General features: G+C 46.9%; 22 protein-coding genes and 1 other RNA gene. 20 read left to right on the top strand and 3 right to left on the bottom strand.

The window, feature by feature from the left end; genetic code table 11:
- The first annotated feature begins 372 nt into the window (after positions 1-372).
- The 8 genes from glyQ (at position 373) to rnpB (ending at position 9,599) form a co-directional block, all read left to right on the top strand.
- A complete protein-coding gene (glyQ, locus tag MKY42_RS23280; RefSeq protein ID WP_024628463.1) occupies positions 373-1,260 on the top strand; it encodes a glycine--tRNA ligase subunit alpha in 888 nt (295 codons plus the stop codon).
- Complete coding sequence (gene glyS, locus MKY42_RS23275; RefSeq protein ID WP_339845004.1) at positions 1,253-3,328, top strand: glycine--tRNA ligase subunit beta; 2,076 nt, start codon at positions 1,253-1,255, stop codon at positions 3,326-3,328. The genes glyQ and glyS overlap by 8 nt, the downstream gene beginning before the upstream one ends.
- Positions 3,329-3,535: 207 nt before the next feature.
- On the top strand, positions 3,536-4,024 hold the full coding sequence (locus tag MKY42_RS23270) for a YaiI/YqxD family protein (RefSeq protein ID WP_339845001.1): 489 nt from the start codon (positions 3,536-3,538) through the stop codon (positions 4,022-4,024).
- Between the two features lie 47 nt (positions 4,025-4,071).
- A complete protein-coding gene (dnaG, locus tag MKY42_RS23265) occupies positions 4,072-5,892 on the top strand; it encodes a DNA primase (RefSeq protein ID WP_339844998.1) in 1,821 nt (606 codons plus the stop codon).
- Positions 5,893-5,935: 43 nt separating this feature from the next.
- Positions 5,936-7,075, top strand: a complete 1,140-nt coding sequence (rpoD, locus tag MKY42_RS23260; RefSeq protein WP_024628459.1) for an RNA polymerase sigma factor RpoD — start codon at positions 5,936-5,938, stop codon at positions 7,073-7,075.
- Positions 7,076-7,258: 183 nt separating this feature from the next.
- Positions 7,259-8,017 carry a class I SAM-dependent methyltransferase gene (locus tag MKY42_RS23255; RefSeq protein ID WP_090901590.1) on the top strand — a complete coding sequence of 253 codons (759 nt, stop codon included), beginning with the start codon at positions 7,259-7,261 and terminating at the stop codon, positions 8,015-8,017.
- Complete coding sequence (locus MKY42_RS23250; RefSeq protein ID WP_179263738.1) at positions 7,993-9,108, top strand: Nif3-like dinuclear metal center hexameric protein; 1,116 nt, start codon at positions 7,993-7,995, stop codon at positions 9,106-9,108. The genes MKY42_RS23255 and MKY42_RS23250 overlap by 25 nt, the downstream gene beginning before the upstream one ends.
- A gap of 81 nt (positions 9,109-9,189) precedes the next feature.
- An RNA gene (rnpB, locus tag MKY42_RS23245) (RNase P RNA component class A) lies at positions 9,190-9,599 on the top strand.
- A gap of 238 nt (positions 9,600-9,837) precedes the next feature.
- Here rnpB and MKY42_RS23240 read toward each other — a convergent pair.
- Complete coding sequence (locus MKY42_RS23240; protein ID WP_179263740.1) at positions 9,838-11,067, bottom strand: PLP-dependent aminotransferase family protein; 1,230 nt, start codon at positions 11,065-11,067, stop codon at positions 9,838-9,840.
- Positions 11,068-11,176: 109 nt separating this feature from the next.
- Here MKY42_RS23240 and MKY42_RS23235 point away from each other — a divergent pair, with 109 nt between their 5' ends.
- Both MKY42_RS23235 and MKY42_RS23230 read left to right on the top strand, forming a co-directional pair.
- Positions 11,177-12,703, top strand: a complete 1,527-nt coding sequence (locus MKY42_RS23235) for a PLP-dependent aminotransferase family protein (protein WP_179263742.1) — start codon at positions 11,177-11,179, stop codon at positions 12,701-12,703.
- An 85-nt stretch (positions 12,704-12,788) separates the two neighbouring features.
- Positions 12,789-13,046, top strand: coding sequence for a hypothetical protein (locus MKY42_RS23230; protein WP_090998137.1), 258 nt, complete (start codon positions 12,789-12,791; stop codon positions 13,044-13,046).
- A gap of 97 nt (positions 13,047-13,143) precedes the next feature.
- Here the strand turns inward: MKY42_RS23230 and MKY42_RS23225 are convergent, their stop codons facing one another.
- On the bottom strand, positions 13,144-15,021 hold the full coding sequence (locus MKY42_RS23225; RefSeq protein ID WP_179263744.1) for a S8 family peptidase: 1,878 nt from the start codon (positions 15,019-15,021) through the stop codon (positions 13,144-13,146).
- Between the two features lie 288 nt (positions 15,022-15,309).
- Here MKY42_RS23225 and MKY42_RS23220 point away from each other — a divergent pair, with 288 nt between their 5' ends.
- The 6 genes from MKY42_RS23220 (at position 15,310) to thiI (ending at position 20,234) form a co-directional block, all read left to right on the top strand.
- The gene (locus MKY42_RS23220) at positions 15,310-15,816 is read left to right on the top strand and encodes a YpuI family protein (RefSeq protein WP_063567014.1); all 507 of its coding nucleotides are present in this window, start codon (positions 15,310-15,312) and stop codon (positions 15,814-15,816) included.
- Between the two features lie 164 nt (positions 15,817-15,980).
- Positions 15,981-16,199 (top strand): DUF1540 domain-containing protein, encoded by a 219-nt coding sequence (locus MKY42_RS23215; protein WP_339853050.1) that lies wholly within the window; start codon positions 15,981-15,983, stop codon positions 16,197-16,199.
- 34 nt (positions 16,200-16,233) lie between these two features.
- The gene (locus MKY42_RS23210) at positions 16,234-16,650 is read left to right on the top strand and encodes a hypothetical protein (RefSeq protein ID WP_179263746.1); all 417 of its coding nucleotides are present in this window, start codon (positions 16,234-16,236) and stop codon (positions 16,648-16,650) included.
- 248 nt (positions 16,651-16,898) lie between these two features.
- Positions 16,899-17,660, top strand: a complete 762-nt coding sequence (locus MKY42_RS23205; RefSeq protein WP_090901568.1) for a lytic transglycosylase domain-containing protein — start codon at positions 16,899-16,901, stop codon at positions 17,658-17,660.
- Between the two features lie 174 nt (positions 17,661-17,834).
- The gene (locus MKY42_RS23200) at positions 17,835-18,983 is read left to right on the top strand and encodes a cysteine desulfurase family protein (protein ID WP_090902592.1); all 1,149 of its coding nucleotides are present in this window, start codon (positions 17,835-17,837) and stop codon (positions 18,981-18,983) included.
- A gap of 6 nt (positions 18,984-18,989) precedes the next feature.
- Positions 18,990-20,234: a tRNA uracil 4-sulfurtransferase ThiI gene (gene thiI / locus MKY42_RS23195; RefSeq protein ID WP_090901565.1), complete on the top strand. Its 1,245-nt coding sequence runs from the start codon at positions 18,990-18,992 to the stop codon at positions 20,232-20,234.
- A gap of 132 nt (positions 20,235-20,366) precedes the next feature.
- Here thiI and MKY42_RS23190 read toward each other — a convergent pair whose 3' ends face one another.
- Positions 20,367-21,068 carry a TerC family protein gene (locus MKY42_RS23190; protein ID WP_339844989.1) on the bottom strand — a complete coding sequence of 234 codons (702 nt, stop codon included), beginning with the start codon at positions 21,066-21,068 and terminating at the stop codon, positions 20,367-20,369.
- A gap of 105 nt (positions 21,069-21,173) precedes the next feature.
- Between MKY42_RS23190 and MKY42_RS23185 the strand changes: the two genes are divergently transcribed.
- From MKY42_RS23185 to MKY42_RS23170, 4 genes are all read left to right on the top strand, one after another.
- Positions 21,174-21,833: a TerC family protein gene (locus MKY42_RS23185; RefSeq protein WP_090901560.1), complete on the top strand. Its 660-nt coding sequence runs from the start codon at positions 21,174-21,176 to the stop codon at positions 21,831-21,833.
- Positions 21,834-22,124: 291 nt separating this feature from the next.
- Entirely contained in the window at positions 22,125-22,619 is a 495-nt protein-coding gene (locus MKY42_RS23180) for a hypothetical protein (RefSeq protein ID WP_090901557.1), read from the top strand.
- Positions 22,620-22,795: 176 nt separating this feature from the next.
- Positions 22,796-24,640, top strand: coding sequence for a translational GTPase TypA (gene typA / locus MKY42_RS23175; RefSeq protein WP_090901554.1), 1,845 nt, complete (start codon positions 22,796-22,798; stop codon positions 24,638-24,640).
- A 307-nt stretch (positions 24,641-24,947) separates the two neighbouring features.
- Complete coding sequence (locus MKY42_RS23170; protein WP_053781242.1) at positions 24,948-25,244, top strand: YlaH-like family protein; 297 nt, start codon at positions 24,948-24,950, stop codon at positions 25,242-25,244.
- Positions 25,245-25,295: the final 51 nt, after the last annotated feature.

The raw sequence follows: 25,295 nt of genomic DNA, 5'->3' as shown, positions 1-25,295 counted from the left end.
TCGTACTTATTTTTATATATTATGAACTATAATTTCTCTTTTGGAGACATGCATTGAACGAGAAAGTAGCAGATTGGATTTATTACATTCAGGAGCAGAAAGGTCGTTGACCTTACTAATCTTGTGTGAGCGAGCCGGGGATGGTGGGAGCCGGGTTGAATCGGTCTGTGAAATGGCACTCGGGAGCATGAATGACACGGAAAAGTGGGCTTGAATGAACAGGATCTCCTGTTTATTTCTAAGCCAAGTAGGGTGGAACCGCGGGAATAGCTCTCGTCCCTATGTCTGTATAACAGGCGTAGGACGGGGGCTTTTTATTGTCTGTACCGTTCTAGGCTTGTTCACCACAAACCATCGAAAAGGAGCATGATTATGAATTTTCAGCAGATGATCCTCACGCTGCAACAATTCTGGGCCGAGCACAACTGTATTATTGTTCAACCATATGATACGGAAAAAGGGGCAGGTACGATGAATCCGATGACCTTTTTGCGTTCGCTTGGACCCGAGCCTTGGAAAGTAGCTTATGTAGAGCCGTCCCGCCGTCCTTCGGATGGTCGTTATGGAGAAAATCCAAACCGTCTCTATCAGCATCATCAATTCCAGGTTATTATCAAGCCTTCACCGGACAACATTCAGGAGATTTACCTGGAAAGTCTGAAGCAGTTGGGCATTGATCCGCTCAAACATGATATTCGGTTTGTTGAAGACAACTGGGAGAACCCTTCCCTCGGCTGTGCGGGTCTTGGCTGGGAAGTATGGCTGGACGGTATGGAGATCACCCAATTTACGTATTTCCAACAAGTCGGTGGGATCGAGACGAACCCGGTAGCGGTTGAGATTACGTATGGTATGGAGCGTCTTGCTTCATACATTCAGGAAAAAGAAAATGTGTTTGAACTGGAATGGGTAGACGGCATTACATATGGTGATGTGTTCCGTCAGCCTGAATTCGAACACTCCAAATATACGTTTGAAGTATCTGATGTCAAAATGTTGTTTACGCTCTTCAACATGCATGAAGAGGAAGCGAACAAGGCAATGGCACAGAATCTGGTTTTTCCGGCATACGACTATGTGTTGAAATGTTCACATACGTTCAACCTGCTGGATGCGCGAGGAGCAATCAGTGTAACGGAGCGTACCGGGTACATTACCCGTGTGCGTAATCTGGCTCGTCAAGTAGCTGCAACATATGTGGAAGAGCGTGAGAAGCTCGGCTTCCCGCTGATCAAGAAAGGGGGAGCTGAGCATGTCTAAGGATCTGTTGTTTGAAATTGGTCTGGAAGAAGTGCCTGCTCGCTTCATGCGAGCAGCAATTGAACAGCTGCAGGATCGTGTTGTGAAATGGCTGGATGCATCCCGCATTGCTTATGGTGAAGTGAATGCCTATGCTACACCGCGCCGTCTGGCTGTTTTGATCAAGGATGTTGCCGAGAAACAGGAGGACGTGGAGGAAGAAGTAAAAGGACCTTCCCGTAAAATCGCATTGGACGACAGTGGTAACTGGAGTAAAGCTGCGCTCGGTTTTGCCCGCAGTCAGGGTGTTGAACCGGATCAGTTCACATTCAAGGAACTGAGCGGCGTGGAATATATCTACGCGACCAAGAGCAGCAAAGGCGTGGAAACGGCCTCTGTAATCGGTCAGGGTTTGCTGGCTATACTGCATGCCATGACGTTCCCGAAATTCATGCGCTGGGCTTCGTATGATTTCAAATTCGTACGTCCGATTCGCTGGATTGTCGCTCTGCTCGGTAACGATGTTATTGAGTTGGAAGTTGCAGGCGTAAAGTCTGGCAATGTAACACGTGGACATCGTTTCCTAGGTAAAGAGGCGGTTATTTCGGATCCCGCTTCGTATGTGGAAGTGCTTCGTTCCGAGCACGTCATTGCAGATATCAAAGAACGTGAGCAGATGATTGTATCCCAGATCCAGGCACTGGCTGCCGAGAAAAAATGGGATATTGCAATCAAGGAAGATTTGCTCGAAGAGGTTCTGTTCCTGGTTGAGACACCAACAGTGCTGTTCGGAACATTCGAATCTTCATTTTTGAATATTCCACAAGAGGTACTGATTACTTCGATGCGTGAGCATCAACGTTATTTCCCGGTGCTTGATAATGATGGACAATTACTTCCATACTTCGTTACGGTTCGTAACGGCGGCAGCGATTCACTGGATGTCATTGCAAAAGGGAACGAAAAGGTACTTCGTGCACGTCTGTCTGATGCCAAGTTCTTCTACGAGGAAGACCAGAAGCTGGAGATCAAGGATGCGTTATCGAAACTGGAAAGTATCGTCTTCCAGGAAGAGCTGGGAACGGTTGGAGATAAAGTTCGCCGTATTCGCAAAATTGCGGATGGTTTGGCTAGCAAACTGCAAGTATCTGATGATGTAGCCGAAGCGGTGAGTCGTTCAGCAGATATCTGCAAATTCGACCTTGTTACACTTATGGTGGGAGAATTCCCTGAACTGCAAGGTGTGATGGGTGAAGATTATGCCCGCAAAGCTGGTGAAAAAGAAGAAGTGGCCAAAGCGGTATTTGAGCACTATCAGCCACGCTTCGCCGGGGATCAATCTCCTGCTTCGCTTGTTGGTGCTATAGTGAGTGCTGCGGATAAAATGGATACAATTGTAGGTTGTTTCTCGATCAATATCATTCCTACAGGATCTCAAGATCCGTACGCACTGCGCCGTCAGGCAGCAGGTATCGTCCAAATTTTGCTGGATCACAATCTTCCGCTGACATTATCCGATGTATTCGGCGTGGCACTTCAAGTGCATGCTCAGATGAACCTGTTGAAACGTGCAGATGAAGAGGTGCGTAAAGATTTGCAGGACTTCTTCGGTCTTCGTGTGAAAAAACTGTTGTCGGAAACGGTCCGTTATGATGTTGTGGACGCAGTGATTTCTTCCGGATTTGATGATATCAGCGCGGTAGTTCCAAAAGGTGAGGCACTCATGGCAGCTGTTCAAACGGGAGATGCCTTCAAAACAACCGTCGAATCCTTCAACCGTGTGGGTAATCTGGCTGCCAAAGCATCCAATGCTTCGGTTCATGCAGAACTCTTCACTGAAGAAGGAGAACGCCAGCTGTATGAAGCATGGAGCAAAACCAATGAGGAATATCGTCAGGTATTGTCTCAGCATGCTGCTGCTGAAGCACTCGCAATTGCATCAGCTTGGAAGGAAGCGATCACCGTATTCTTTGATTCGGTTATGGTTATGGCTGAAGATGAGGCTGTGCGTGCGAATCGTCTGGCATTGCTTGCAGCCATTGACCGTGATCTGAAAGCTTTTGCTGATTTCTCCAAATTGGTCTGGTAGTCTGGTCTTTTTCTGCTCCGAATGGACAGATCTGCAGCAAAGCGTAAATTCAGTATTAAAGAAGGATATATGAGGGTATAAATATACGGAACGGATTGTGAAAAATTTATATTTACAGCCGTTCCGTATTTTAGCCTTTGATTTCCATAGACCGGTCAGAAGGATTTTGACTGGCTGGGGTCGTATATTACAATATGCAGCTATTTTATGAAACCGGGTGGTCTGGCTTTGAGTGAGTTGAATGTACGGAACATTGTTGTGGATGGTGATGCTTGCCCGGTCAAGGCTGAGATCGCTGAAACAGCTCTCCGATTCAAAGTTCCTGTATTGATGGTTTCTTCATTTGACCATTTACTTCAGGGCGGAGAAGGCGTGCGCACCGTTCAGGTAGATCGAAGTGATCAGAGTGCAGACCTGTACATTGCCAATCACATCAAGCCGTACGATGTGGTCATTACACAGGATTATGGACTGGCGGCGCTCGCACTTGGCAAACGTTGTTATGTTTTATCATTTCGTGGTCGTGAGTTTAATGATCGTGACATTGATTTCATGCTGGATTCCCGTCATACTGCAGCCAAAGCACGAAAAAGAGGGCATTATGGAAAAGGCCCAAAGCCCTTCACAGAGCAGGATCGGGAAATTTTTCAACATAAACTGACAAAACTTTTGAGAGATTTGCAGGAGAATGTGTAAGTTTATCGAATAATATTTACGTGTTAAAGAGATGAAGGTGGACCAAGATGAGTACCGGACAAGGCGGTATACCCGAAAGCATTATTGAATCGGTGTTACAGCAGCATGATATCGTCGATACGGTGAGCCGATTTGTACATCTGACCAAACAGGGGAAATATATGAAAGGCCTCTGTCCTTTTCATTCTGAGAAGACGCCTTCGTTTACAGTTACACCAGAGAAACAAATTTTCTATTGCTACGGTTGCGGCACGGGTGGAAATGCCATCAAATTCAGGATGGAAATCGAAGGGTTATCCTTTCCCGAGGCTGTCAAGACGATGGCAGAAGAAAGCCACATTTCAATGGGGGACTGGCAAGGGCGTGAATCGGCTCATGTTAATCCAGAGACTGAACGTTTATTGGAAGCATATGAGCTTACCGCGAAGCTGTACCATTTCTTATTGAAAAATACAGAGCACGGTAAAGTGGCTATGGAATATTTACGCTCACGTGGGTTTAGCGACAAACTCATTGACCAATTCCAGATTGGCTATGCGCCTAATCGCTGGGATACCTTGGTACAATTTCTGGAAAAGCGCGAATTTCCGCTTGAAGAGATGGAAAAGGGTGGTTTACTGTCACCTCGAAACGAAGGTCAGGGGTATGTGGACCGTTTCCGGGACAGGGTCATGTTTCCGATTAATGGCAGGAGCGGTAAGCCGATTGCATTTGCGGGTCGCATTTTGGGAGACGGGCAACCGAAGTACCTCAATTCACCGGAAACCCGGTTATTTAACAAAAGCCGTGTTCTCTACAATCTGCATCATGCCAAAAATGCAATTCGCAAACAAAGGCAGGCCATATTGTTCGAAGGGTATGGCGATGTTATCTCCGCCTGGGATCAGGATATCCAGAACGGTGTAGCGGCAATGGGTACCGCGCTCACTGAGAATCAGGCATTGATGCTTAAAGGCATGTGTGATGAAGTCATCGTATGTTATGACGGCGATCGAGCCGGACAGGCTGCAGCACTCAAAAACTTCCCTATTCTTGAGGAAGCCGGATTGCAGGTCAAAATTGCTCTGATACCGGATGGGCTTGACCCGGATGAGTTTATCCGCAAGTATGGTGGTGAACGGTTCCGAAACCAGATTGTGGACGGCGCTGTAACGACTACAAAATTTAAGCTTATAAACCTAAAAAAAAACCATATACTGCTAGAAGGCGGCGGACAAATCGCTTATTCCAAGGAAGCGGTCAAACTTATTGCTCCTTTGTCTTCTCCGACAGAACGGGAAGTATATCTTCGGGAACTGGCTGCGGAAGTGGATGTCTCATTTGAAACACTGAAGCAGGAGTGTAATGAAGAACGGGAGGCCATGAAAAATAACCTCCAGTATGGGGATAATAACCCGAAAAGGTGGAATAATGGTAGGCAACAAAATAGGCAGGTGCCTACACCCAATTTGTTGCCGGCTTACCACGCTGCTGAACGCAAGCTGCTCGCCTGGATGCTTCAGGATGATGAGGCTGCCCAGTACGTGAATGAGCATCTTGGTGAAGCTTTTAACTTGGATGATCATGCAGCTATTGCTGCTTATCTATATGCCTATTATGCGCAAGGCAAACCGTCGGATACAAGCCGTTTTATGTCTTCGCTGCATGACGACCGACTGGAAAAGACGGTCAGTTCAATCTCGATGATGGATGGTCCAGGTGAATGGAGTATTCAAGTGCTCGACGATTGCATCAGGGAAGTGCTGAAATATCCGCGTAAGAAAGAGTACGACCTGAAAAAAGAAGAAATGATTGCTGCAGAGCGGGCAGGTGATTCTGTACGCGCGGCACAAATTGCAATTGAAATGATTGCCCTAGAGAGACAGTGAACGTCTGAATGTTGGATGTTTCTAGGGAGGAGGGAGTCGAGTTATGGCGAATGATCAGCATACTGAACTAGAAACAGAATTGACGCTGGATCAGGTTAAGGATCAATTGATTGAGTCAGGTAAGAAAAGAGCTTCGTTGAACTACAAGGAAATTATAGAAAAACTCTCCCCATTTGAGCAAGACGCTGAGCAGATGGATGAGTTCTATGAACAACTGAGCGACCTGGGTATTGATGTCGTGAACGAAAATGATGAAGAGGTAACCCTTCGCCCTAGTGAGGATTCCGAGAACAACACCAGAGAGGGAGACGATGAATTCCACTTTGATGATGATCTGAGCCTTCCACCAGGAATCAAAATCAACGACCCTGTTCGTATGTATCTCAAAGAAATTGGTCGTGTACCTTTGTTGTCTGCGGATGACGAAGTAGAACTGGCTAAACGGATTGAAAACGGGGATGAAGAGGCGAAACGTCGTTTGGCTGAAGCTAACCTTCGTCTCGTGGTCAGTATCGCCAAGCGTTATGTTGGACGTGGCATGTTGTTCCTGGATCTGATTCAGGAAGGTAACATGGGTCTGATCAAAGCTGTTGAGAAGTTCGACCACAAAAAGGGCTATAAATTCAGTACGTATGCGACATGGTGGATTCGCCAAGCGATCACCCGTGCGATTGCGGACCAGGCGCGTACCATTCGTATCCCTGTGCATATGGTGGAGACGATCAATAAGCTGATCCGGGTATCCCGTCAGCTGTTGCAGGAACTTGGGCGTGAACCGACACCAGAAGAAATCGCTGCCGAGATGGATCTGAGTGTGGAAAAAGTTCGTGAGATTACGAAGATTGCTCAGGAACCGGTTTCCTTGGAAACACCGATTGGTGAGGAAGATGATTCCCATCTGGGTGATTTCATCGAGGATCAGGAAGCGCTGGCTCCGGCGGATGCTGCTGCTTATGAGCTGCTGAAAGAACAGCTCGAAGATGTCCTGGATACTTTGACTGAGCGTGAAGAGAATGTGCTTCGTCTGCGTTTTGGTCTGGACGATGGACGTACAAGAACGCTGGAAGAAGTGGGCAAGGTATTTGGTGTTACGCGTGAGCGTATTCGTCAGATTGAAGCCAAGGCTCTTCGTAAATTGCGTCACCCTAGCCGTAGTAAACGGCTTAAAGATTTCCTCGAATAAATCACTATGGGAGACTTTCCGCAAGACGCTTAAGCGGCGGCGGGGTCTCCTTTATTTTTAAATTGAACATCTAAATTTCTTGGTTTTGGTAATTCATCCTTGAAATGTTTTATTGGATTTCATTTTATCGCTTTTCGTTGTTCAATGCAAATCAATAAATTAAATGAATGGTGTAGGTGCTTCATGAAACTTTCGAATCGATTACAGCGGATACATGATCAAATTCCCGAAGGCAGCCGCTTGGCTGACATTGGCTCAGACCACGCTTTGCTTCCGGTAGCGGCAGTACGCAGCGGGAAAGCAGTTACTGCAATAGCCGGAGAAGTTAATCCCGGCCCTTATGAAGCTGCACGCAAGCAAGTCAGTGATGCTGGACTGAAGGAACAAATTACAGTACGTCGTGGTGATGGCTTGGATATCATCTCTGCAGGAGAAGTGGACGTTATCACCATTGCCGGTATGGGAGGAGCACTCATTGCCTCCATTCTGGATCGCGGCCTCTCCAAGCTGGATGAGGTCAAGCTTCTCATTTTGCAGCCTAATGTTGGTGAGGATATTCTCAGACGTTGGTTGTTGGAACATCACTGGGTGGTTGTTGCAGAGCAGCTGCTTGAGGAAGATGGCAAAGTGTACGAGATTATTACAGCAATGCCGAAGGAACTCAGTCCGATTGCCAATGAGGAAGTGTATCGCGCACGACCGCTTGAAGGCGGAGTGGAATTGACATCAGATTTGCTGCTGCGCATGGGGCCTTATTTAACAGACCGTCCTACGGATGTTTTTTTTGCCAAATGGGAGAGCGAAATCGTCAAGCTGCAAAGTGTTGTGCAGTCCATCTCCAAATCCGATCAGGAGTCCTCACGGGACAAGGCGGCTGAGGTGGAGCGTCTTATTGTGAACTTGAAGGAGGTACTCTCATGTTTGCCAAAGGTCAAACTGTAATTCAATTGATGGAGCAGCTTGCTCCTAAACATCTGGCCGTGCCGGACGATCGGATTGGTCTTCAGCTTGGCAGTTTGCAAAAGGAAATTACGCACGTTCTTATCGCGCTTGATGTTACAAACGAAGTTGTAGACGAGGCCATTCGGATTGGAGCCAATCTGATTATTGCGCACCATGCCATCATTTTCCGTCCAGTCAAATCCTTGAATACAGATACACCCATGGGGAAATTGTACGAGAAGCTGATCAAGCATGATATTGCGGTGTACATTAGTCATACCAATCTGGATGTGGCTGAAGGTGGCATGAATGACTGGATGGCCGAGGCCATTGGAATAGAGAGCAAGGAATCACTTGAGGATGTACATACAGATCATTTATTTAAATTGGCTGTATTTGTACCCCGCACCCATCATGAGCAGGTGCTCCAAGCGATCCTCGAAGCCGGCGCTGGCAGTATTGGTCAGTACAATAAGTGCAGCTTCAACACCGAAGGTACAGGTACTTTTGTACCGGGTGAGGGGACACAGCCCTTCATCGGTACAGAGGGACAGATGGAGCGTGTAGAGGAAATGCGGATTGAGACCATTGTACCGCAGAGTCTGCGCAGCAAGGTTATACAAGCGATGCTGAAGGCTCATCCGTATGAGGAAGTGGCCTATGACCTGTATGCAATGGATTTAAAAGGCCGTACGCTGGGTCTGGGGCGCTTGGGACCACTCAAACAACCAAAGACACTCGGTGAGCTGGTGGAGGTCGTTAAGGCCCAACTGGATGTGCCATACGTTAGGGTGGTAGGGGATCTCCATCGGCAGATCAAAAAAGCAGCCGTGCTTGGCGGTTCAGGCAGCCGTTATACCCTTCCAGCACGGTTCAAAGGGGCCGATGTTATCGTAACTGGAGACATTGATTATCATACGGCTCATGATGCGCTGATGGCGGGCATGTGTATTATCGATGTCGGGCATAATGCGGAGAAAATCATGAAACCGAAAACTGCGGACTGGCTGCGTTTACGTTTGGAAGACAAACGTTATGACACACAAGTAAGTGCATCCGAGGTAAACACGGAAGTATTTCAGTTTATCTAAAAGTACTCGGGCTCATGGCTTCCAGTAAGATTAGACTTGTTTGTAAACCCAAATGCCTGTATACTATGTAATGTTGTTCGGAAAGCTTGACAGACAATCGCTGGTGGCCTTCGTTGCCACGAGAGGAAAGTCCGGGCTCCACAGGGCAGGATGCTGGATAACGTCCAGTCAGCGCGAGTTGAAGGATAGTGCCACAGAAATGGACCGCCGATGGCCGGATTTTCCGGCACAGGCAAGGATGGAACCGAGGTGTAAGAGACCCCGAGGAACGCTGGTGACTTCGTTCCTGGTAAACCCCATCTGGAGCAAGACCTAATGGGACACAGTCGACTCTTTGGAGAAGGCAGCCTTAGCCCGAGGTGTGTCTAGGTTGGTCGCTTGAGCTGTGCAGCAATGTATGGCCTAGATAGATGATTGTCGCTTGTGGTGGGAGGGTAGTTCCCGTCTGAACCACGAAGAGCACAGAACCCGGCTTACGGTAAGCTTTCCTAACTACAACACAACAGTAACAAGTGCAGTCCACTATCAGTCAAGGGCCAAACAGAAGGAATTGTATCTGATGTGCCTGACTGATCAGAAGGACGCGATTATATTAAAAAGATTTCCTGCACTCGCAGGTCATATAAATAAGGCGTCAGACTTCGAGATTTCTCGGGTCTGACGCCTTATTTTTGTTGTTATTCGTTGGAATGAGAAACTGTTCCGAATGAAACAGTGGATGACAGTTCGTTACAGTGTAACTACACTATCTGACTGTAATGATGCATGCCAGCGTTGAATGGCACGATCCATACGCTCTACAGCCTCAGGAAGCAGATCTGGATCAGTATGAGTAAAGTTGATCCGCATACGGTTCAGCTCCGGTGTACCCGCATAGAAGGAATCCCCTGGTACAATGCATACTTTCTCCTGAATTCCATACGTGAACAGATTGCTGGCCAGCATGCCCTTAGGCAGTTGCAGCCATAGGAACATTCCGCCTTGAGGTGAGTTCCAAGAGATACCATCCCACGATTTTGCAGCCATGAGTGTGGTCATTTTTTTCATCCGTTGTTCATAATTCAGTGAGATATTGCGAATATGTCCGTCCAGATCGAAAGACTCCAGAAGCGCATGAAGTGCTCTTTGGTCGATGCTGCTGGAGTGCAAATCTGCCCCCTGTTTGGCGCGGGCAGCTATTTTGATTACATCCGGAGCAGCCAGTATCCAGCCAGTACGGAGGCCTGGAGCTACTGTTTTGGAGAATGTACTGGTGTAGATGACATTGGATGGACCCTCATAGGATGCTGCATCCAGCTGCGCCAGTGCAGGGGCATCCAGCTGCTCCGGTTTAAAGCGGATTTCACCATAGGGATCGTCTTCCAGAATCAGTACCCCGTATTTCCGGCACAGATCTACGGCTTGCTGGCGTCTGGCGCGACTCCATACTTTGCCCGACGGGTTGGAGAAGGTAGGGTTAATGTAAACGAGCTTGGGACGATGCAATTGCAGCTGTTCCTCCAGTGATTCAGGCAACATTCCGTCATCATCACAGGCAACACCGCGCGCCTCAGCCTGATAGGAATGAATGACCTGAAGGGCAGCCAGATAGGTTGGTGATTCAACCAATACGCTGTCGCCTGGATCGAGTAAAATGCGGCACACCAGGTCAATGGATTGCTGAGATCCGGTAGTCAGAAGCATATGATCAGGTGAAGCGGGAATGCCCTTGGATTCAAGACGTTCGGCAATTTTGGCACGTAGTGGTCGGAAACCTTCCGTCTCTGCATATTGAAGAGCCGCTGAACCACCCATGAATACCTTTTCGTATGCGTCACGTATGGCTTCAAGCGGGAATGATGACTGGGCAGGTAACCCGCCGGCAAGAGAAATCATTCCAGGCGCCTGTGCAGCCTGCAACATGTCGCGAACGACAGAGGACGGGGTATTTTGTGCCATTTTAGACCAAGGGGTATTCATATTATTCTCATCTCCTGTTATTCACTGTTATACTGATATTATAAACTATCATAGACTGAATGCTGTATAACAGTAAAATGCTGATCATAACAGTTGGGAGGGTGCATGTGTGCATATTGAATTGAAACGGGGAAGCAGCACCAAATTATATGTTCAGATTGCTCTTACACTTGCTGACCGAATAAGGTCTGGACTAATCGAGCCTGGAACCCGTCTGCCGTCGGTTCGTAAAATGACCGCAGATCTGGGCGTCAGCCTGGTCACTGTGTCCAAAGCCTATGCCGAGCTCGAAGCGATACAGTTGGTTACGTGCTCCCAGGGGAAGGGTTGTTATGTACGGGGGGCGCAAGAGCTGGAGATAACGGAGGATATGGAGATGGAGAAGACTCACCGTACCCATGCAAAGAATGAATCCAGCACACCCTGGAACTGGCAGATGGCTCTTGTAGATTATTTGCCTCGAGCACAGCTTTGGAGACATTTTGACGCATCTCCTCAAGTTAAATATGAGCTGCATATGTCGGCAATTCAGCCTGAATTGTTGCCAACACGAGAGATTATCGATAGTGCGTACCGGCTTTCCTCCGATCATCCAGAGCGCATGGCTGCTTATGGTTCCTTTCAGGGAGATCGAGAACTGCGTCAGACGTTTTCCGGGCACTTTGCAGAAAGAGAGTTGCGGGTAATGCCTGAACGGATGCTGATTACGAGCGGTACTCAGCAGGGAATCGATCTTGTCGCGCGTACGTTTGTTGGTCCTGGCGACGTCGTCTACATGGAAGCACCGAGCTATACGGGAGCCATTGATGTGTTCACAAGCAGAGGAGCGAAGATTATTACGGTGCCTATGGATGATGATGGTATGCGTATTGATTTGTTAACCCGGTTATGTGATACATACCCGCCCAAGTTGATATATACCATTCCTACGTTTCACAATCCTACAGGTATTACGATGAGTGCCAAACGGCGTGCGCAACTGCTTAACCTTGCTCAAAGCTATCATTGTCTCATTCTGGAGGATGATCCGTTCGCCGATCTGTATTTCCGTGATCCGCCGCCTGCTTCCATTAAATCCATGGATGGGACGGGCCATGTGATATATATCAAAAGCTTCAGCAAAGTATTATCCCCCGGCTGTCGTGTGGCGTGTGCGGTTGCAGATGGAAGTGTACTCACCCGACTTGTTGCAGCCAAATCCACTGCGGATCTCGGAAGTCCGCTGCTTACACAAAAAGCATTGCAATCTTTCATACAGCATCAATACAGTGAGTATACAGCACGATTGAGGGATGAGTTATATTCCCGACTGCTTGCGGCATCGACGGTACTGGAGGAACATGGTCCTCCCGGGATGTACTGGACTTTGCCTGATGGGGGACTAAACTTATGGCTGCAATTGCCGGATGGCTTGGATATGCATGAGCTGCACCGCCAGTCGCTTGCCGCAGGTGTTTCCTTTTTGCCGGGTTCTGCCTGTTATGTGGGGGAAACGGATACGGCGAGTCTGCGGATTTGCTTTACGGTTACGAAACAGGATCTGTTATGTGAAGGGCTGCGGGTATTATGCAGTGTCATTAAGAACATTACACCGCAACAGGGTGGGGCAACGGCGGACAGGCTCCCGCTTATATAATTTTTCGGAACACGGACATACATCCAATCCACATCGGACTCAGTGCAATACGTTATAGTATCACTTGAAAGGGAGTTGGTTTGAAATGAACCATTTCTGTCCACCGCTTTGTCCGATTGTATGTGACCCAATCCAGGTTGTTGAAGATTACTACATTCCACAAATCGTACCCGTAATTCATCCGATCGAAGTCATCAAAAAACACCACTGTGTACCAATCCATCATCACATGTATCCTGTCGTGGTCAAAGAAGAAGATCCGTGTTATGTTTCAAGCCACAACGGCAAGAAAAAATCCGTGAAAAAATCAGGCAAATCCCGCACAACTTCTCGCAAACGCTAGTCGCAGCGGGTGCCCCGGGGGAATAGGTAACATACCAAAGAGCAGCATACGCCCCGGGGCGCAGCTGCTTTTGTTTTTTTTTATATCCAGTGTACGGTTAGTGTTTGATGTACTTTTTCATGGCATTGTCCATTTGCTGTCTTACATGCTGCGGCCAGAACTGAAGTGGGGCACTGTTCCCAGAGGCCGCCTCCAATGCTTTAAACACATCGATTTGACCATAGCCGTAATACTTGTCGTGACCTGGGTCACCGAGATCAATGACGCTTTGACGCATCAAATCCATGACCTCCGTGTTGGTCAGATCGGGATTTAACGAGCGAATCAAGCCTGCAAGTGCCGCGACATGGGGACTTGCCATAGACGTTCCGGACAAGGCTGCATATTGGTTTTTCGGATACGTACTTGCAATGCTGGACCCGGGGGCCGTCACATCCACGTAATCCCCATAATTGGAATAGGAAGCTTTGTTCATGTCCGGATCCGTGGCGGATACCGCAAATACTTCCGGATAGGCGGCAGGGTATCCCGGACGCTCGGTATTATCGTTACCCGTCGCTGCAATTAATACGATGTCGCGATCAAAAGCGTATTTAATGGCATCATGAAGAAATTGGGCATCGGCGTAATTGCCCAGACTCATGTTAATGACCTTGGCACCATGATCAGCAGCCCAAATGATGCCTTCAGCCACAGCATAGGTTGTGCCTGAACCCGAATTGTCGAGCACTTTAACAGGAAGTACCTTGTTATACCAGCTCATGCCTGCTACACCTTCGTTGTTATTCACAACAGCGCCGATGATGCCTGCTACATGTGTACCATGGCCTACGTCATCAAGTGGTTTGCTCGCTGGATCAACAACGTTATAACCATCCAGCAGCTTGCCCTTCAAATCGGGATGAGTCAGATCGACGCCGGTGTCCACCACGGCAACGATAACATCCTTGTTTCCCTTCGTAATATTCCAGCCACGGTTAGTCTCAATGGCGGGTAGGTTCCATTGGTAGTCGGAAAACAAAATATCATTGGGCACGGTTACATCTTTTTGTTCAGGTACGGTTTCATTGGTTAAATACAAGTAGTGAGGTTCCATATACAGCGGATTCCATTTACGTTCGAAATAGGCATGTAATTGCTCATAATTCATATGTTCTGACCGAAAAACATACGTGTATCCCAGCTTGCGAGCTGATTGAGTCCGCAGATCGGATTTAATGATTCGCATATCCCGTTCACCTGGATCCTGACGGAAACGGATGACGATTTCATTTTCGTAAAAATGACTGGCATTGGCGTTATCATGCCCTGTTTTTACAGTAATTTCTTTCAGGGTGTCGGGGTGTACAGACTCGATTTTGAATTTACCTTCACGCGGATAAGGAATCATACGCAAATTTTTACGCTGATGCTGCTCCACGGCATTTAGTACATTTTGGCTAAACAAAGCGATGACGGCTCGTTCTCCATCCTTAGAGGGCTGACCCATGACAAAAAACTTTTCCTTGCCCAGAGGAAACGAAGAAGATTCGAAGCTTTGACGTTTGTTCACGGCTTTCTTGGCCAAGGCGAGAGAATGTTCCAGCTTTTGCTGTTCCAACTTGCTTCCTTTTGCTGCTGTTTTGTCAAAGTGCCGACTGCGTGATTCTTTGGTATTTATTACATCAATAAAGCGAATATGATCATGTGTTTGTTGAAGCTCTTTAACGTATTGACTTATCTGCACATCATTCATTTGGGAGGTCTTCTCAAGCATGATGCGAAGATGCTGTTTGGCATCCGCACGGGTCAGCATATCGGTTGACTTTACATCCTGAACTTTGAGACGTTGTTTGCTCGCATGCTCCTCGTGTGGAGAATCGGGCATGGCACTTGGAGCAGGAACAGGGCGATTGGACGTCGGAAGCAAAAGCGTCAAGGCAAGTGCGCCCGCACCCGCGGCAATGGCCCAGTTAACCCATTTCGGTCTGGACATAGGGGATGGAACCTCCTCGTTTGTTTTGATAATCATCTAACAGTGCTCTGATTTCATCGTTGTCACTGGATATATCTATCGTTAGGAAAAGCGGTTATTTTTATGCAGGTGAACATCAGGTGAGCTGTGTGTAATGGGCATGTTCAGGGACATAACGGGAAAGCCTGATTAAGGGATACCGCTCGTCATCTTTTTATGGTAGGATAGTACCTGAGAATTCAAGGTCAGGGGAGAATCTCCCGTTGGCCGATCTATATGTAAGGACTTATTTAAGGGGGAGCTACCTTTATGTCAGCAGCCAATGTACAGAAAACATGTGAGTCAACTAGGGAAAAGTTAAAACCGGCTATCGATCGGATTGAAAAATTTTTGAATGAAAATGCCTTGCCTGAACTGGATCAGAATCAGACGGAGGAGTCATCAGCCTTCTACAAAGGATTTCTTTCGGATCTCCGTCATTTGCTCGTTTTTTCTGAAGTTTCTTACGAAAAACTTGGCGTTGTGCTGCGTCGTGCCAATTTTGATGTTGATTTTGCCGAAAAGGCTCTCTATAACACATACCATCAAAGCATCAACAGCTTTTTTTATCCTAAAAATGAATGTTACTCCGAAGATGGAAGATATGCTTACACTGGTCAGGATGCAATCCGTTTCCGTGATAAGCCCATTCGTGCAGTACGGGATGTTATTCTTGAAATATCAAAAACGTACGAAGAATTGCGTGATGATCTGGCCTTTTATGAAAGTGACTACCTGACGCAGCGTCGGATGCAAAACCAACGTAATCACGCGTAAATACATTTTCAACGATATGAGAATTGGACAAAACCGCCCTTGTGGCGGTTTTTTTGCGTTTTTTTAATGGAATTGCGGATGAGGGAGCATGTCATCATCTGGCATTTCGTTGGAGAATAGCCGATTTACGGTGCGGAGACAATAGATGTCGAGGTGATAAAAAAATGAGCCAAGAGAAGCCGATCGTCAAATGCAGTGTCTCGAACTGCAACTTTTGGGGAGAAAACAATTTCTGCCAGGCTGATGCCATTATGATTGACATTGACCAACATGCCACCCGTCGCTTACATGAGGAATTTGCCGGAGAGATCTTTGATTCAGACCATCAAGACTATGCACGTACTTCATCAGCGACATGCTGCCACACATTCAAACCGAAATGAGCAGTCATTCCCATTTATATGGAGGTGCTTTGCATTGAATAATGACCGTAGAGATGATCACCCGTTACAGCGTCCCAAAACGACTCCGTTAGATGAAAAGCAGCGTCAACGTGTAGATTATCCAAGACGTAGCCACAAGGAAGAGTATGGCGCAGAGGTAGCCCCCACAACAGGTTCTATTCGAACAGAACCTACAGAAAGAACAGATCATACCCCTGTCAAGCGTGAAGATGACGGTGTTATGAAATCTACTGGTCGTATCTCCGGGTATATGGGTCTGGCCTTTGGTATCGCATCCTTATTTATGTGGTCCATCGTCCTTGGTCCAGCCGCAGCGGTACTTGGTTACTATGCTTATGTCAATGGCCGGAAAACGGCTGGTGCATGGTCCATCGGACTTGGCGCAGTGGCAACTCTCAGCTATTTCTTCATGATTCCATTTGCCCGTTAATAAAGCAAAAAGCATATAATGATCTGACAAGCGATATACAAGATCATAACCGAACTGGATATGCTTTGGGTTATTTGCAGCCTTCTGCTTCCACCTTACTAAAAGGGGATTGCAGAGGGTTTTTTCGCATATGCGCAATGATGTTGTATAATCGGTCTATTTTTTTGAAAACAATGGAACCTTCCTGTAAAATAATGTAGAATAAAGTCATAATCTACGTTTACATTATACGGGAGTGAATATAACTCATGCAGATTGATCCGCGCGCGTCGCGGCAGTTGCTGGAACTGCAATTGTCCAATAGTCTCAACGAAACAAATGCATCGGATGGAAATTCCGGTTCAACCGTGGATTTTGCCAGTATGATGGACGGGCTGCTCGGCACGAATTCAAATTCTTCGAACAATAGCGGTACCATAGGCGAAGACGTGAACTCTGCAGTGAGCTCCAAACGGTCCAATGACGGTCTGTTGTGGCTGCAACTGGGCAGCATGTATAACCCGGATGCAAGTTCTGTTTCTTCTTCGAACAGTAATGCGATTTCTTTATCTGCCCTGTTAAATACTGGAGCAGTGGATTCGGGTGCATCTGTACCTACAGATTTTGAATCATTGATTGCTTCAGCAAGTGCCAAATATGGGGTGCCTGAATCTTTGATCAAGGCGGTTATTGATACAGAATCTGGCTTCAATCCGAATGTAGTTTCTTCCGCAGGTGCCAAAGGACTAATGCAGTTGATGGATGGGACGGCAGCAGGGTTGGGGGTAAGCAACGCTTACGATCCCGCTCAAAATATAGATGGTGGTACCAAATACCTTTCTCTCCAGCTCCAGCGTTTTGGTGGAGAGGTGAAGATGGCACTTGCTGCTTATAATGCCGGACCGGGACGGGTTTCGAGTCTGGGCGTATCGAGTGATGCTGAACTGATGAGTGTACTTAATCGTCTTCCTTCAGAAACTCAGGCTTATATTTCCAAAGTGGAGAAGGCGCAGACGAAATATATGGTATAAATGGTATAGACCGAAGAAATGGCAACACAACAGTATGTTCTGGAAGAGATCAAACGCGGGAACAGCACCCTTAAAGGTGCTTGGTTCCTGTTTGGTCTTTTTGTGTTGAGCGGGGATCGTGTTACAATGCTCACTGTAGATTCCACAACGAAGAGACAAGGAGGGGAACCTCATTTGAAATATTTTGATTATGCAGCAACGACGCCTCCTCATCCGGATGTCGTTCGAACTATGGCTGAGATTATGGAGGCGCAATATGGAAATCCGTCTTCGATTCATGGATATGGTGAGCGTGCTCATCAGTTGTTACGCCGAGCGCGAGCTGGTTGTGCTGCCGCTATTGATGTGAAACCGGAGGAAATCGTATTTACCTCAGGCGCAACCGAGAGCAACAATCTTGCCATTAAAGGCGCAGCATTGAGGTATCAGTCCCGGGGCAAACATATCATTACAACTGCAACGGAGCATGCTTCGGTATATGAGAGTTTTGTGCAGTTGCAGCAGTGGGGATGGGATGTCACTTGGCTTCCCGTCGATTCCGACGGTCTGGTTAGCGCCCAGCAGGTAATGGATGCCATAAGATCAGATACGGTGCTTGTGAGTCTGATGCATGTGAACAATGAAACGGGAGCAATACATCCAATTGCTGAAATTGGAGTACGACTGAAAAAGGAAGCGCCAAAGGTGCTTTTTCATGTGGATGGTGTGCAGGGTTTTGGCAAGTTGGATGCTAAACCTGCGGAATGGGGCGCGGATCTGTACAGCTTGTCTGCTCACAAGATTCGTGGTCCCAAAGGAGCTGGACTTCTCTACGTACGAAGTGGAGTGGAGCTTACGCCTCTACTGTCCGGGGGGTCCCAAGAGCAGGGGTTGAGAGCGGGAACTGAAAACGTACCTTTGCTTGTGGGTATGGCGAAGGCAATGCGTCTCGCTGCGGAACGTCAGGCTGACTTTGCGCAGCGTACAACGATTTTGCGAGATCGTATTATGCAGGTCATAGATACGATTCCCGGACTTGTGCTAAATAGTCGTAAAGAGGGTGCACCGCACATTGTTCATTTTTCCTATCCTGGAATGAAGGCAGAAGTGGCACTGCATACCCTGGAGCAACTTGGAGTAACTGTTTCTACACAATCTGCCTGCTCTTCGCGATCGGCTGAACCCAGCAGGGTATTGCTCGCCATGGGCAGGGATAATGCTTGTGCTGCTGGTGGATTGCGTATTAGTCTTGGAGATGAACATATAGAAGAAGATGTGGCTCTGCTGGAGCAGGCTTTACATCAGATGGTGGCGCAGCTGCGCCCGTTGGAAAGGCGGATGTGATTTTAGATGAAATATGATATGCTGCTTCTCCGTTTCGGAGAGTTTATGTTAAAAGGAAAAAACCGTGCCCGGTTTGAAAAAACAATCATCACCCAGGTACGTTCCCTGCTCAAACCTTATCCAGGTGCAAGTCTGCGTAAGGAGTTTGGACGGTTGTATGTCGATCTGGGTGGTGAATCTCATACAGAGCTGATTGCTGTGCTGAAACGAGTATTCGGTGTTATGTCGATTAGTCCCGTTAAAGTGACCCCATCTGAAGCTGATCAGATCGTGGAGACTGCCATCGCTTTTATGGATGAGAGGGAGTCTGAATTCAAAGAAGGTACCACATTCAAAGTTAATGCACGGCGTGTATGGAAAGAGTTCCCCAATTCTTCCCATGAAATGAACCATCTCGTAGGTTCTCCTATTCTTCGGAAATTCCAGCAGTTAAGTGTAGACGTGCGTCAACCTGACATTGAACTGCGTGTGGAAATTCGGGATCAGGGCACGTATATCTTCAGTGAGGTGATTCCGGCTGTAGGCGGGTTCCCCCTGGGCACAAATGGAAAAGCAATGCTGTTATTATCGGGCGGCATAGATAGCCCTGTAGCGGCATGGTCTTCGATGCGTAGAGGTCTGGAAGTGGAATGTGTACACTTTTACAGTTATCCGTTCACAAGCCAGCGTGCCAAAGAAAAGGTCATTGATTTGGCGCGTGCACTTGCTGATCATGCAGGCACAATTAAGCTGCATCTGGTTCCTTTTACGGAAATTCAAACAGCATTTACCCAACTGGGACAGGATAACTTGATCATCACACTGATGCGCCGCTCCATGTTACGTATTGCAACCAAGCTGGCTGAACGTGAACGTGCGCTTGCACTGATTACCGGAGATAGTCTGGGACAGGTAGCGAGCCAAACCTTGCCAAGCATGAATGTCATTGGACGTGCGACGGATCTGCCGCTGCTGCGGCCGCTTGTCATGATGGACAAACAGGAAATTATAACTTTATCCAAACAGATCGGAACGTACGATATATCGATTCTGCCATATGAGGATTGTTGTACTCTTTTTGTACCAAAATCCCCCACGACGAACCCAAATCTTCGTATTGTGGATAAAATCGAAGCGACCATGAGTCAGCTGCCGGAATGGGTGGAGCAGGCGGTGGAGAAGACAGAAACCATTACGCTGCATGCAGGTGAAAACTTTATGGTAACCAATCAGCAGGATGAAGCTAATGAAATGAAAGAAGAGTGGTTCTGAGAAACCGTATTCTGGATTGAATAACATAATAAGGACTATGTTATCTTCATGAAGAAAAAGGACTGGCCGATGTAGTTATCGGTCAGTCCTTTTTTATAGTTGTGGCTGATGGGGATTTCACTTAATTAAAGCTTAGGAATAGGAGTGCTGACGCTCTCCACCTGGTTTATTGCTGCTTGCACGTTTGCGATATCCCGCAAATACGACACCACCAGTAACGAGAACGATAAATAAGATTCTCAGTGCAGGATGCTCAGTGAAGAAAGGCACGAGACGGTGTTCCTCTGTAATCATATTGGAAGCCGTATACCCTAGCACGATAGCTCCCAGATAAATGATCCAAGGGAAATGATTAATTAACTTGATAAACAACGTACTGCCCCAAACGATAATAGGCACACTGATCAGCAGTCCGAGTATAACAAGTACCAAGTGCTGCTGTGATGCACCGGCAACGGCGATGACGTTATCCAGTCCCATGGCAGCATCTGCGATAACAATTGTACGCACAGCTACCCAGAGAGAACTGCCAGCCTTGATATCGGAATGTTCTTCCCCTTGATCTGCCAATAGCTTGTACGCAATCCAAATTAGGAGTAATCCCCCAACAAGGAGCAGCCAAGGCACTTTAAGCAGCCAGAGCACAATCACGGTGGCTACAATGCGAATCAAAAGTGCGCCGCCTGTTCCGTAAAGAATCGCCCTTTTCTGCACAGAAGGGTGCAAATTTCGAGCTGCAAGACCAATCACGATGGCATTATCGCCAGCCAGAATTAGATCAATAAATACAACGTTCAACAACGCTAGCCAAAAAGCGGGGCTAAACAACTCCATACGATGTCACTCCTTCTATATATCCAAACCTGAGAAAGCTTGTTCAACGTTTAAGAATAGCATGGACAACTTTGACATACAAGTTAGAGTGGGGGGATGAGAAGCATGGATACGCTATGGCTGTTGACCGAAATATTAATGATCAATCTGGTTCTGAGTGGAGATAATGCGGTTGTTATCGCACTTGCAAGTAAGGATTTGCCTGCGAGACAGCGCAAGCAGGCAGTATGGTGGGGGGCTTTCGGCGCTGTTGTTTTGCGCTGCTTGTTAACCTTTGCAGCTGTGCTGCTGTTGGGGATTCCTTTTATTCAGGCGGCTGGCGGTCTGCTGTTGCTATGGATTGCTGTTAAGCTGCTGCTTCAGAATGAAGATGAAGTACATATTCGTAAAGCGTCCACGACCTGGAAAGCGATCCAAACGATTTTGATTGCTGACTTTGTCATGAGTCTGGATAATGTTCTCGCAATTGCTGCTCTGGCGGATGGGGACTTGGCGCTCACGGTCATCGGAATTGCCATAAGTATTCCGATTGTGGTGTGGGGCAGCGGATTAATTGTCGGTTTGTTGAAGCGGTTTCCGATTCTGGTATTTGCCGGTTCAGGTATTTTGGCCTTCACAGCAGGTGAGATGGTGATGAATGATCCGAAGCTGGGACAGTGGCTTGGCGGCTTGGCAGCTGAGGCGCATACCTTGCTGCCTGCAGCTATGGCTTGTCTTGTAATCGCGATTGGAGGAGCGCATAAGTTCGTTCGTCGAAACGTGTAAATTGATTTGAACAAACGGAAATATAAATTGTTCTGGCGAACTGCTCTTTTGGGGCAGTTTTTTTGCTGTGTTTATTTGTTCTAGAGGTATGGGCGAACTTGAATAAGTCATAGACCGATCAGTTTAGGGTAATACAGGATAATGGAGAGAGGCAAAGTACGACATAAGGTGTAGTTTTTTGCATACACATCGGCTACACTAGAAAAAGGCTGGGAACAGTCAGTCATCATGGAATTGTTTATCATTTTAGCTTGCGGGTACATAGCCAAATGTTATAAGAGGTGATTGTAGATGAGGATGAGAAATGAAAAAGCAATCGGAATATTTATTTTTGTTGCAGGTTTAATAATTTTACTCGGCAAACTTGGTGTGTTTGGCTTTATTGGCCGGCACTTCTGGCCTTTGCTCATCTTGTTGCCTGGTATTGCTCTTCATGCATTATATTATGCAAGGCTTACGCCATCATGGTCACTCGTTCCAGCAGGTACGTTAACCGTCTATGGTCTGTTGTTTGGAATCACGAACACATGGGGCAGCGGATTGATGAGCAACCTGTGGCCTGCTTTTTTGCTTGGAATTGCCGTTGGTTTGCTTGAATATGCACTGGCTGATCATCGAAGACCTGCAGTGGTACTTCCGGTTGCATTGGGCGTGGGAATCCTTTCAATTATTTTGTTCGGATTTACAATGCTTCACACCGGTATTATCTATGTGCTGGCGGTAATTTTGATTGTAGGCGGGATATGGTTGCTGTTTGGCCGAGGACGTCAAGGGAGAGGCTGGTAACATTCCCATTGGTCTTTCAAGCGAAATATCTTGATTTTTACCTATGATCAACTATAATATAAGGGATATAGGATGCGTCGGGATATCACCGACGCTTATTTTGGGTGAGTAACCTGCGAATTTGCGGGAAGTTTAGTAGATAAGAATTGAAATTGGAAAGGATATGGATACAAACCATGCATTCAAGAGAACACATTCGCAATATTGCGATTATTGCCCACGTCGACCACGGGAAAACAACGCTCGTCGACAAGTTGCTCCAGCAATCCGGTACTTTCCGTGATCACGAAACGGTACAGGAGCGCGCAATGGACTCCAACGATTTGGAGCGTGAACGCGGTATTACGATTCTGGCTAAAAACACAGCTATTACCTATAAAGATTACCTGATTAACATTGTGGATACACCAGGACACGCCGACTTCGGTGGTGAAGTGGAACGTATCATGAAAATGGTTGACGGCGTATTGCTCGTTGTTGATGCTTATGAAGGCTGTATGCCACAAACGAAATTCGTACTTCGTAAAGCACTGGAGCACAACCTGACACCAATCGTTGTGGTAAACAAAATTGACCGTCCAGCGGCTCGTCCGACTGAGGTTATTGATGAAGTACTGGACCTGTTCATTGAACTGGGTGCCAACGATGAACAACTTGAATTCCCTGTTGTATATGCTTCCGCATTGAACGGAACATCCAGCATGGAAAGTGATCCTGCTAAACAGGATGACAACATGATGGCGATCTACGATACGATCGTTAGTCATATCCCTCACCCAACAGAGAATGTTGAAGAGCCACTTCAATTCCTCGTTACTTTGATGGACTACAATGAATACCTTGGCCGTATTGCCATTGGTCGTGTTAACCGCGGTGTGATCCGTCAAGGACAATCGGTAACGGTTATTATGCGTGATGGTAAGAGCAAAACTGCACGTATCGAGAAACTGTTCGGTTTCCAGGGGCTCAAACGTATTGAGACAGAAGAAGCAGGAGCAGGCGACATCGTTGCCATTGCAGGGATCAAGGACATCAACATTGGTGAAACCATTGCCGACCCTAACAATCCAGAAGCACTTCCAGTTTTGAAAATTGACGAGCCTACCCTGCAAATGACGTTCCTCGTGAACAACAGTCCATTCGCAGGTCGTGAAGGTAAATGGGTAACTTCCCGTAAACTTCGTGAGCGTTTGTTAAAAGAATTGGAAACAGACGTTTCCCTTCGTGTTGACGAAACGGAAAGCCCGGATGCATTTGTCGTTTCCGGACGTGGTGAGCTTCACTTGGGTATCCTGATTGAGAATATGCGTCGTGAAGGATATGAGCTTCAAGTATCCAAACCGGAAGTTATCGTTAAAGAAGTTGACGGTAAGAAAATGGAACCTCTTGAGCGCTTGTTGATTGATATCCCTGAAGAAAGCATGGGTTCCGTAATGGAGAGCCTGGGCGCACGTAAAGCAGAGATGGTTAACATGGTCAACACAGGTAGTGGTCAAGTTCGTCTGGAGTTCCTGATTCCAGCACGTGGTTTGATCGGATATAGCACAAACTTCCTGACATTGACTCGTGGTTACGGTGTGATGAACCATGCATTTGACAGCTACGCTCCAGTAGTATCCGGTCAAGTGGGTGGACGTCACCAAGGTGTACTGATCTCAACTGAAACGGGTACATCTACGTTCTATGGAATGATGGGCGTTGAGGATCGTGGTACTCTCTTCTTGGAGCCGGGTACTGAAATCTACGAAGGTATGATTGTTGGTGAACATACACGTGACAATGATATCGTTGTTAACATCTGCAAAGAAAAACAACTGACTAACGTTCGTTCTTCTGGTAAAGATGATACGGTTAAAATTAAAACTCCGATTATCTTCTCGTTGGAACAGGCGCTTGAATACCTGAATGAAGATGAATATTGTGAGATCACACCGAAATCTATTCGTCTTCGTAAGAAGATCCTGAATAAATCCGAGCGTGAACGTGCGGAAAAACAACGCAAAATGGCTTCCAAAGCCTAATCATAACAACAAAATAAATGATATAAGTTAACGTTTGAGGGGACACATATACACCATCGACGTCGATTACAACCCGCTAAAGTAGTGGAGGATACGGAATCGATTCTGTAGGAGCGAAGCGTTCGCCTTTATCCCCGGATTTTACCATTGAGTAAATGGATCAAAAAAATCTGGAGATAACAGCGACCGAAAGAACGATCCGAATCCGAAACGGTCACATGCAGAGTTTTGTAATTAATGTTGTTGGCATGGTTCCATCAACCGGTTAACTTATATCTAGCATGAACACGAAAGGAGCTGGCTGTGCATGCAAGCATGGTTCGCATCAAACCCGATCGTAGCCTACATCGTCATCTTTGTATTGATTACTTACGTTTATAACAAGGTGTTTCGGGTACGTCAGAAATTGCCGCTTGGTAAGGAAATCGTTCTCTATATCTTGATGGCGATGGGCACATTCATGCTTCTTGTTTTTCAAATCGACAAGCTGCCCATTATTCAATGTTTGCTGGTCGCAGTTGGTTTGATGCTGTTAGTGAGAGTGCGCTATTTTATCGAAGGTCGTCAAAAGAAAAAAGCGGAAGCTGCCGCTCGAAACTCATAAATTCTGTATAGTTTAGACCATCCGTTTTCCTTAGGGAAAGCGGTTGTCTTA

This window comes from Paenibacillus sp. FSL W7-1088 (assembly GCF_037969855.1).
Taxonomy (GTDB): domain Bacteria; phylum Bacillota; class Bacilli; order Paenibacillales; family Paenibacillaceae; genus Paenibacillus.
This window is presented reverse-complemented; position numbering and strand designations above follow the sequence as displayed.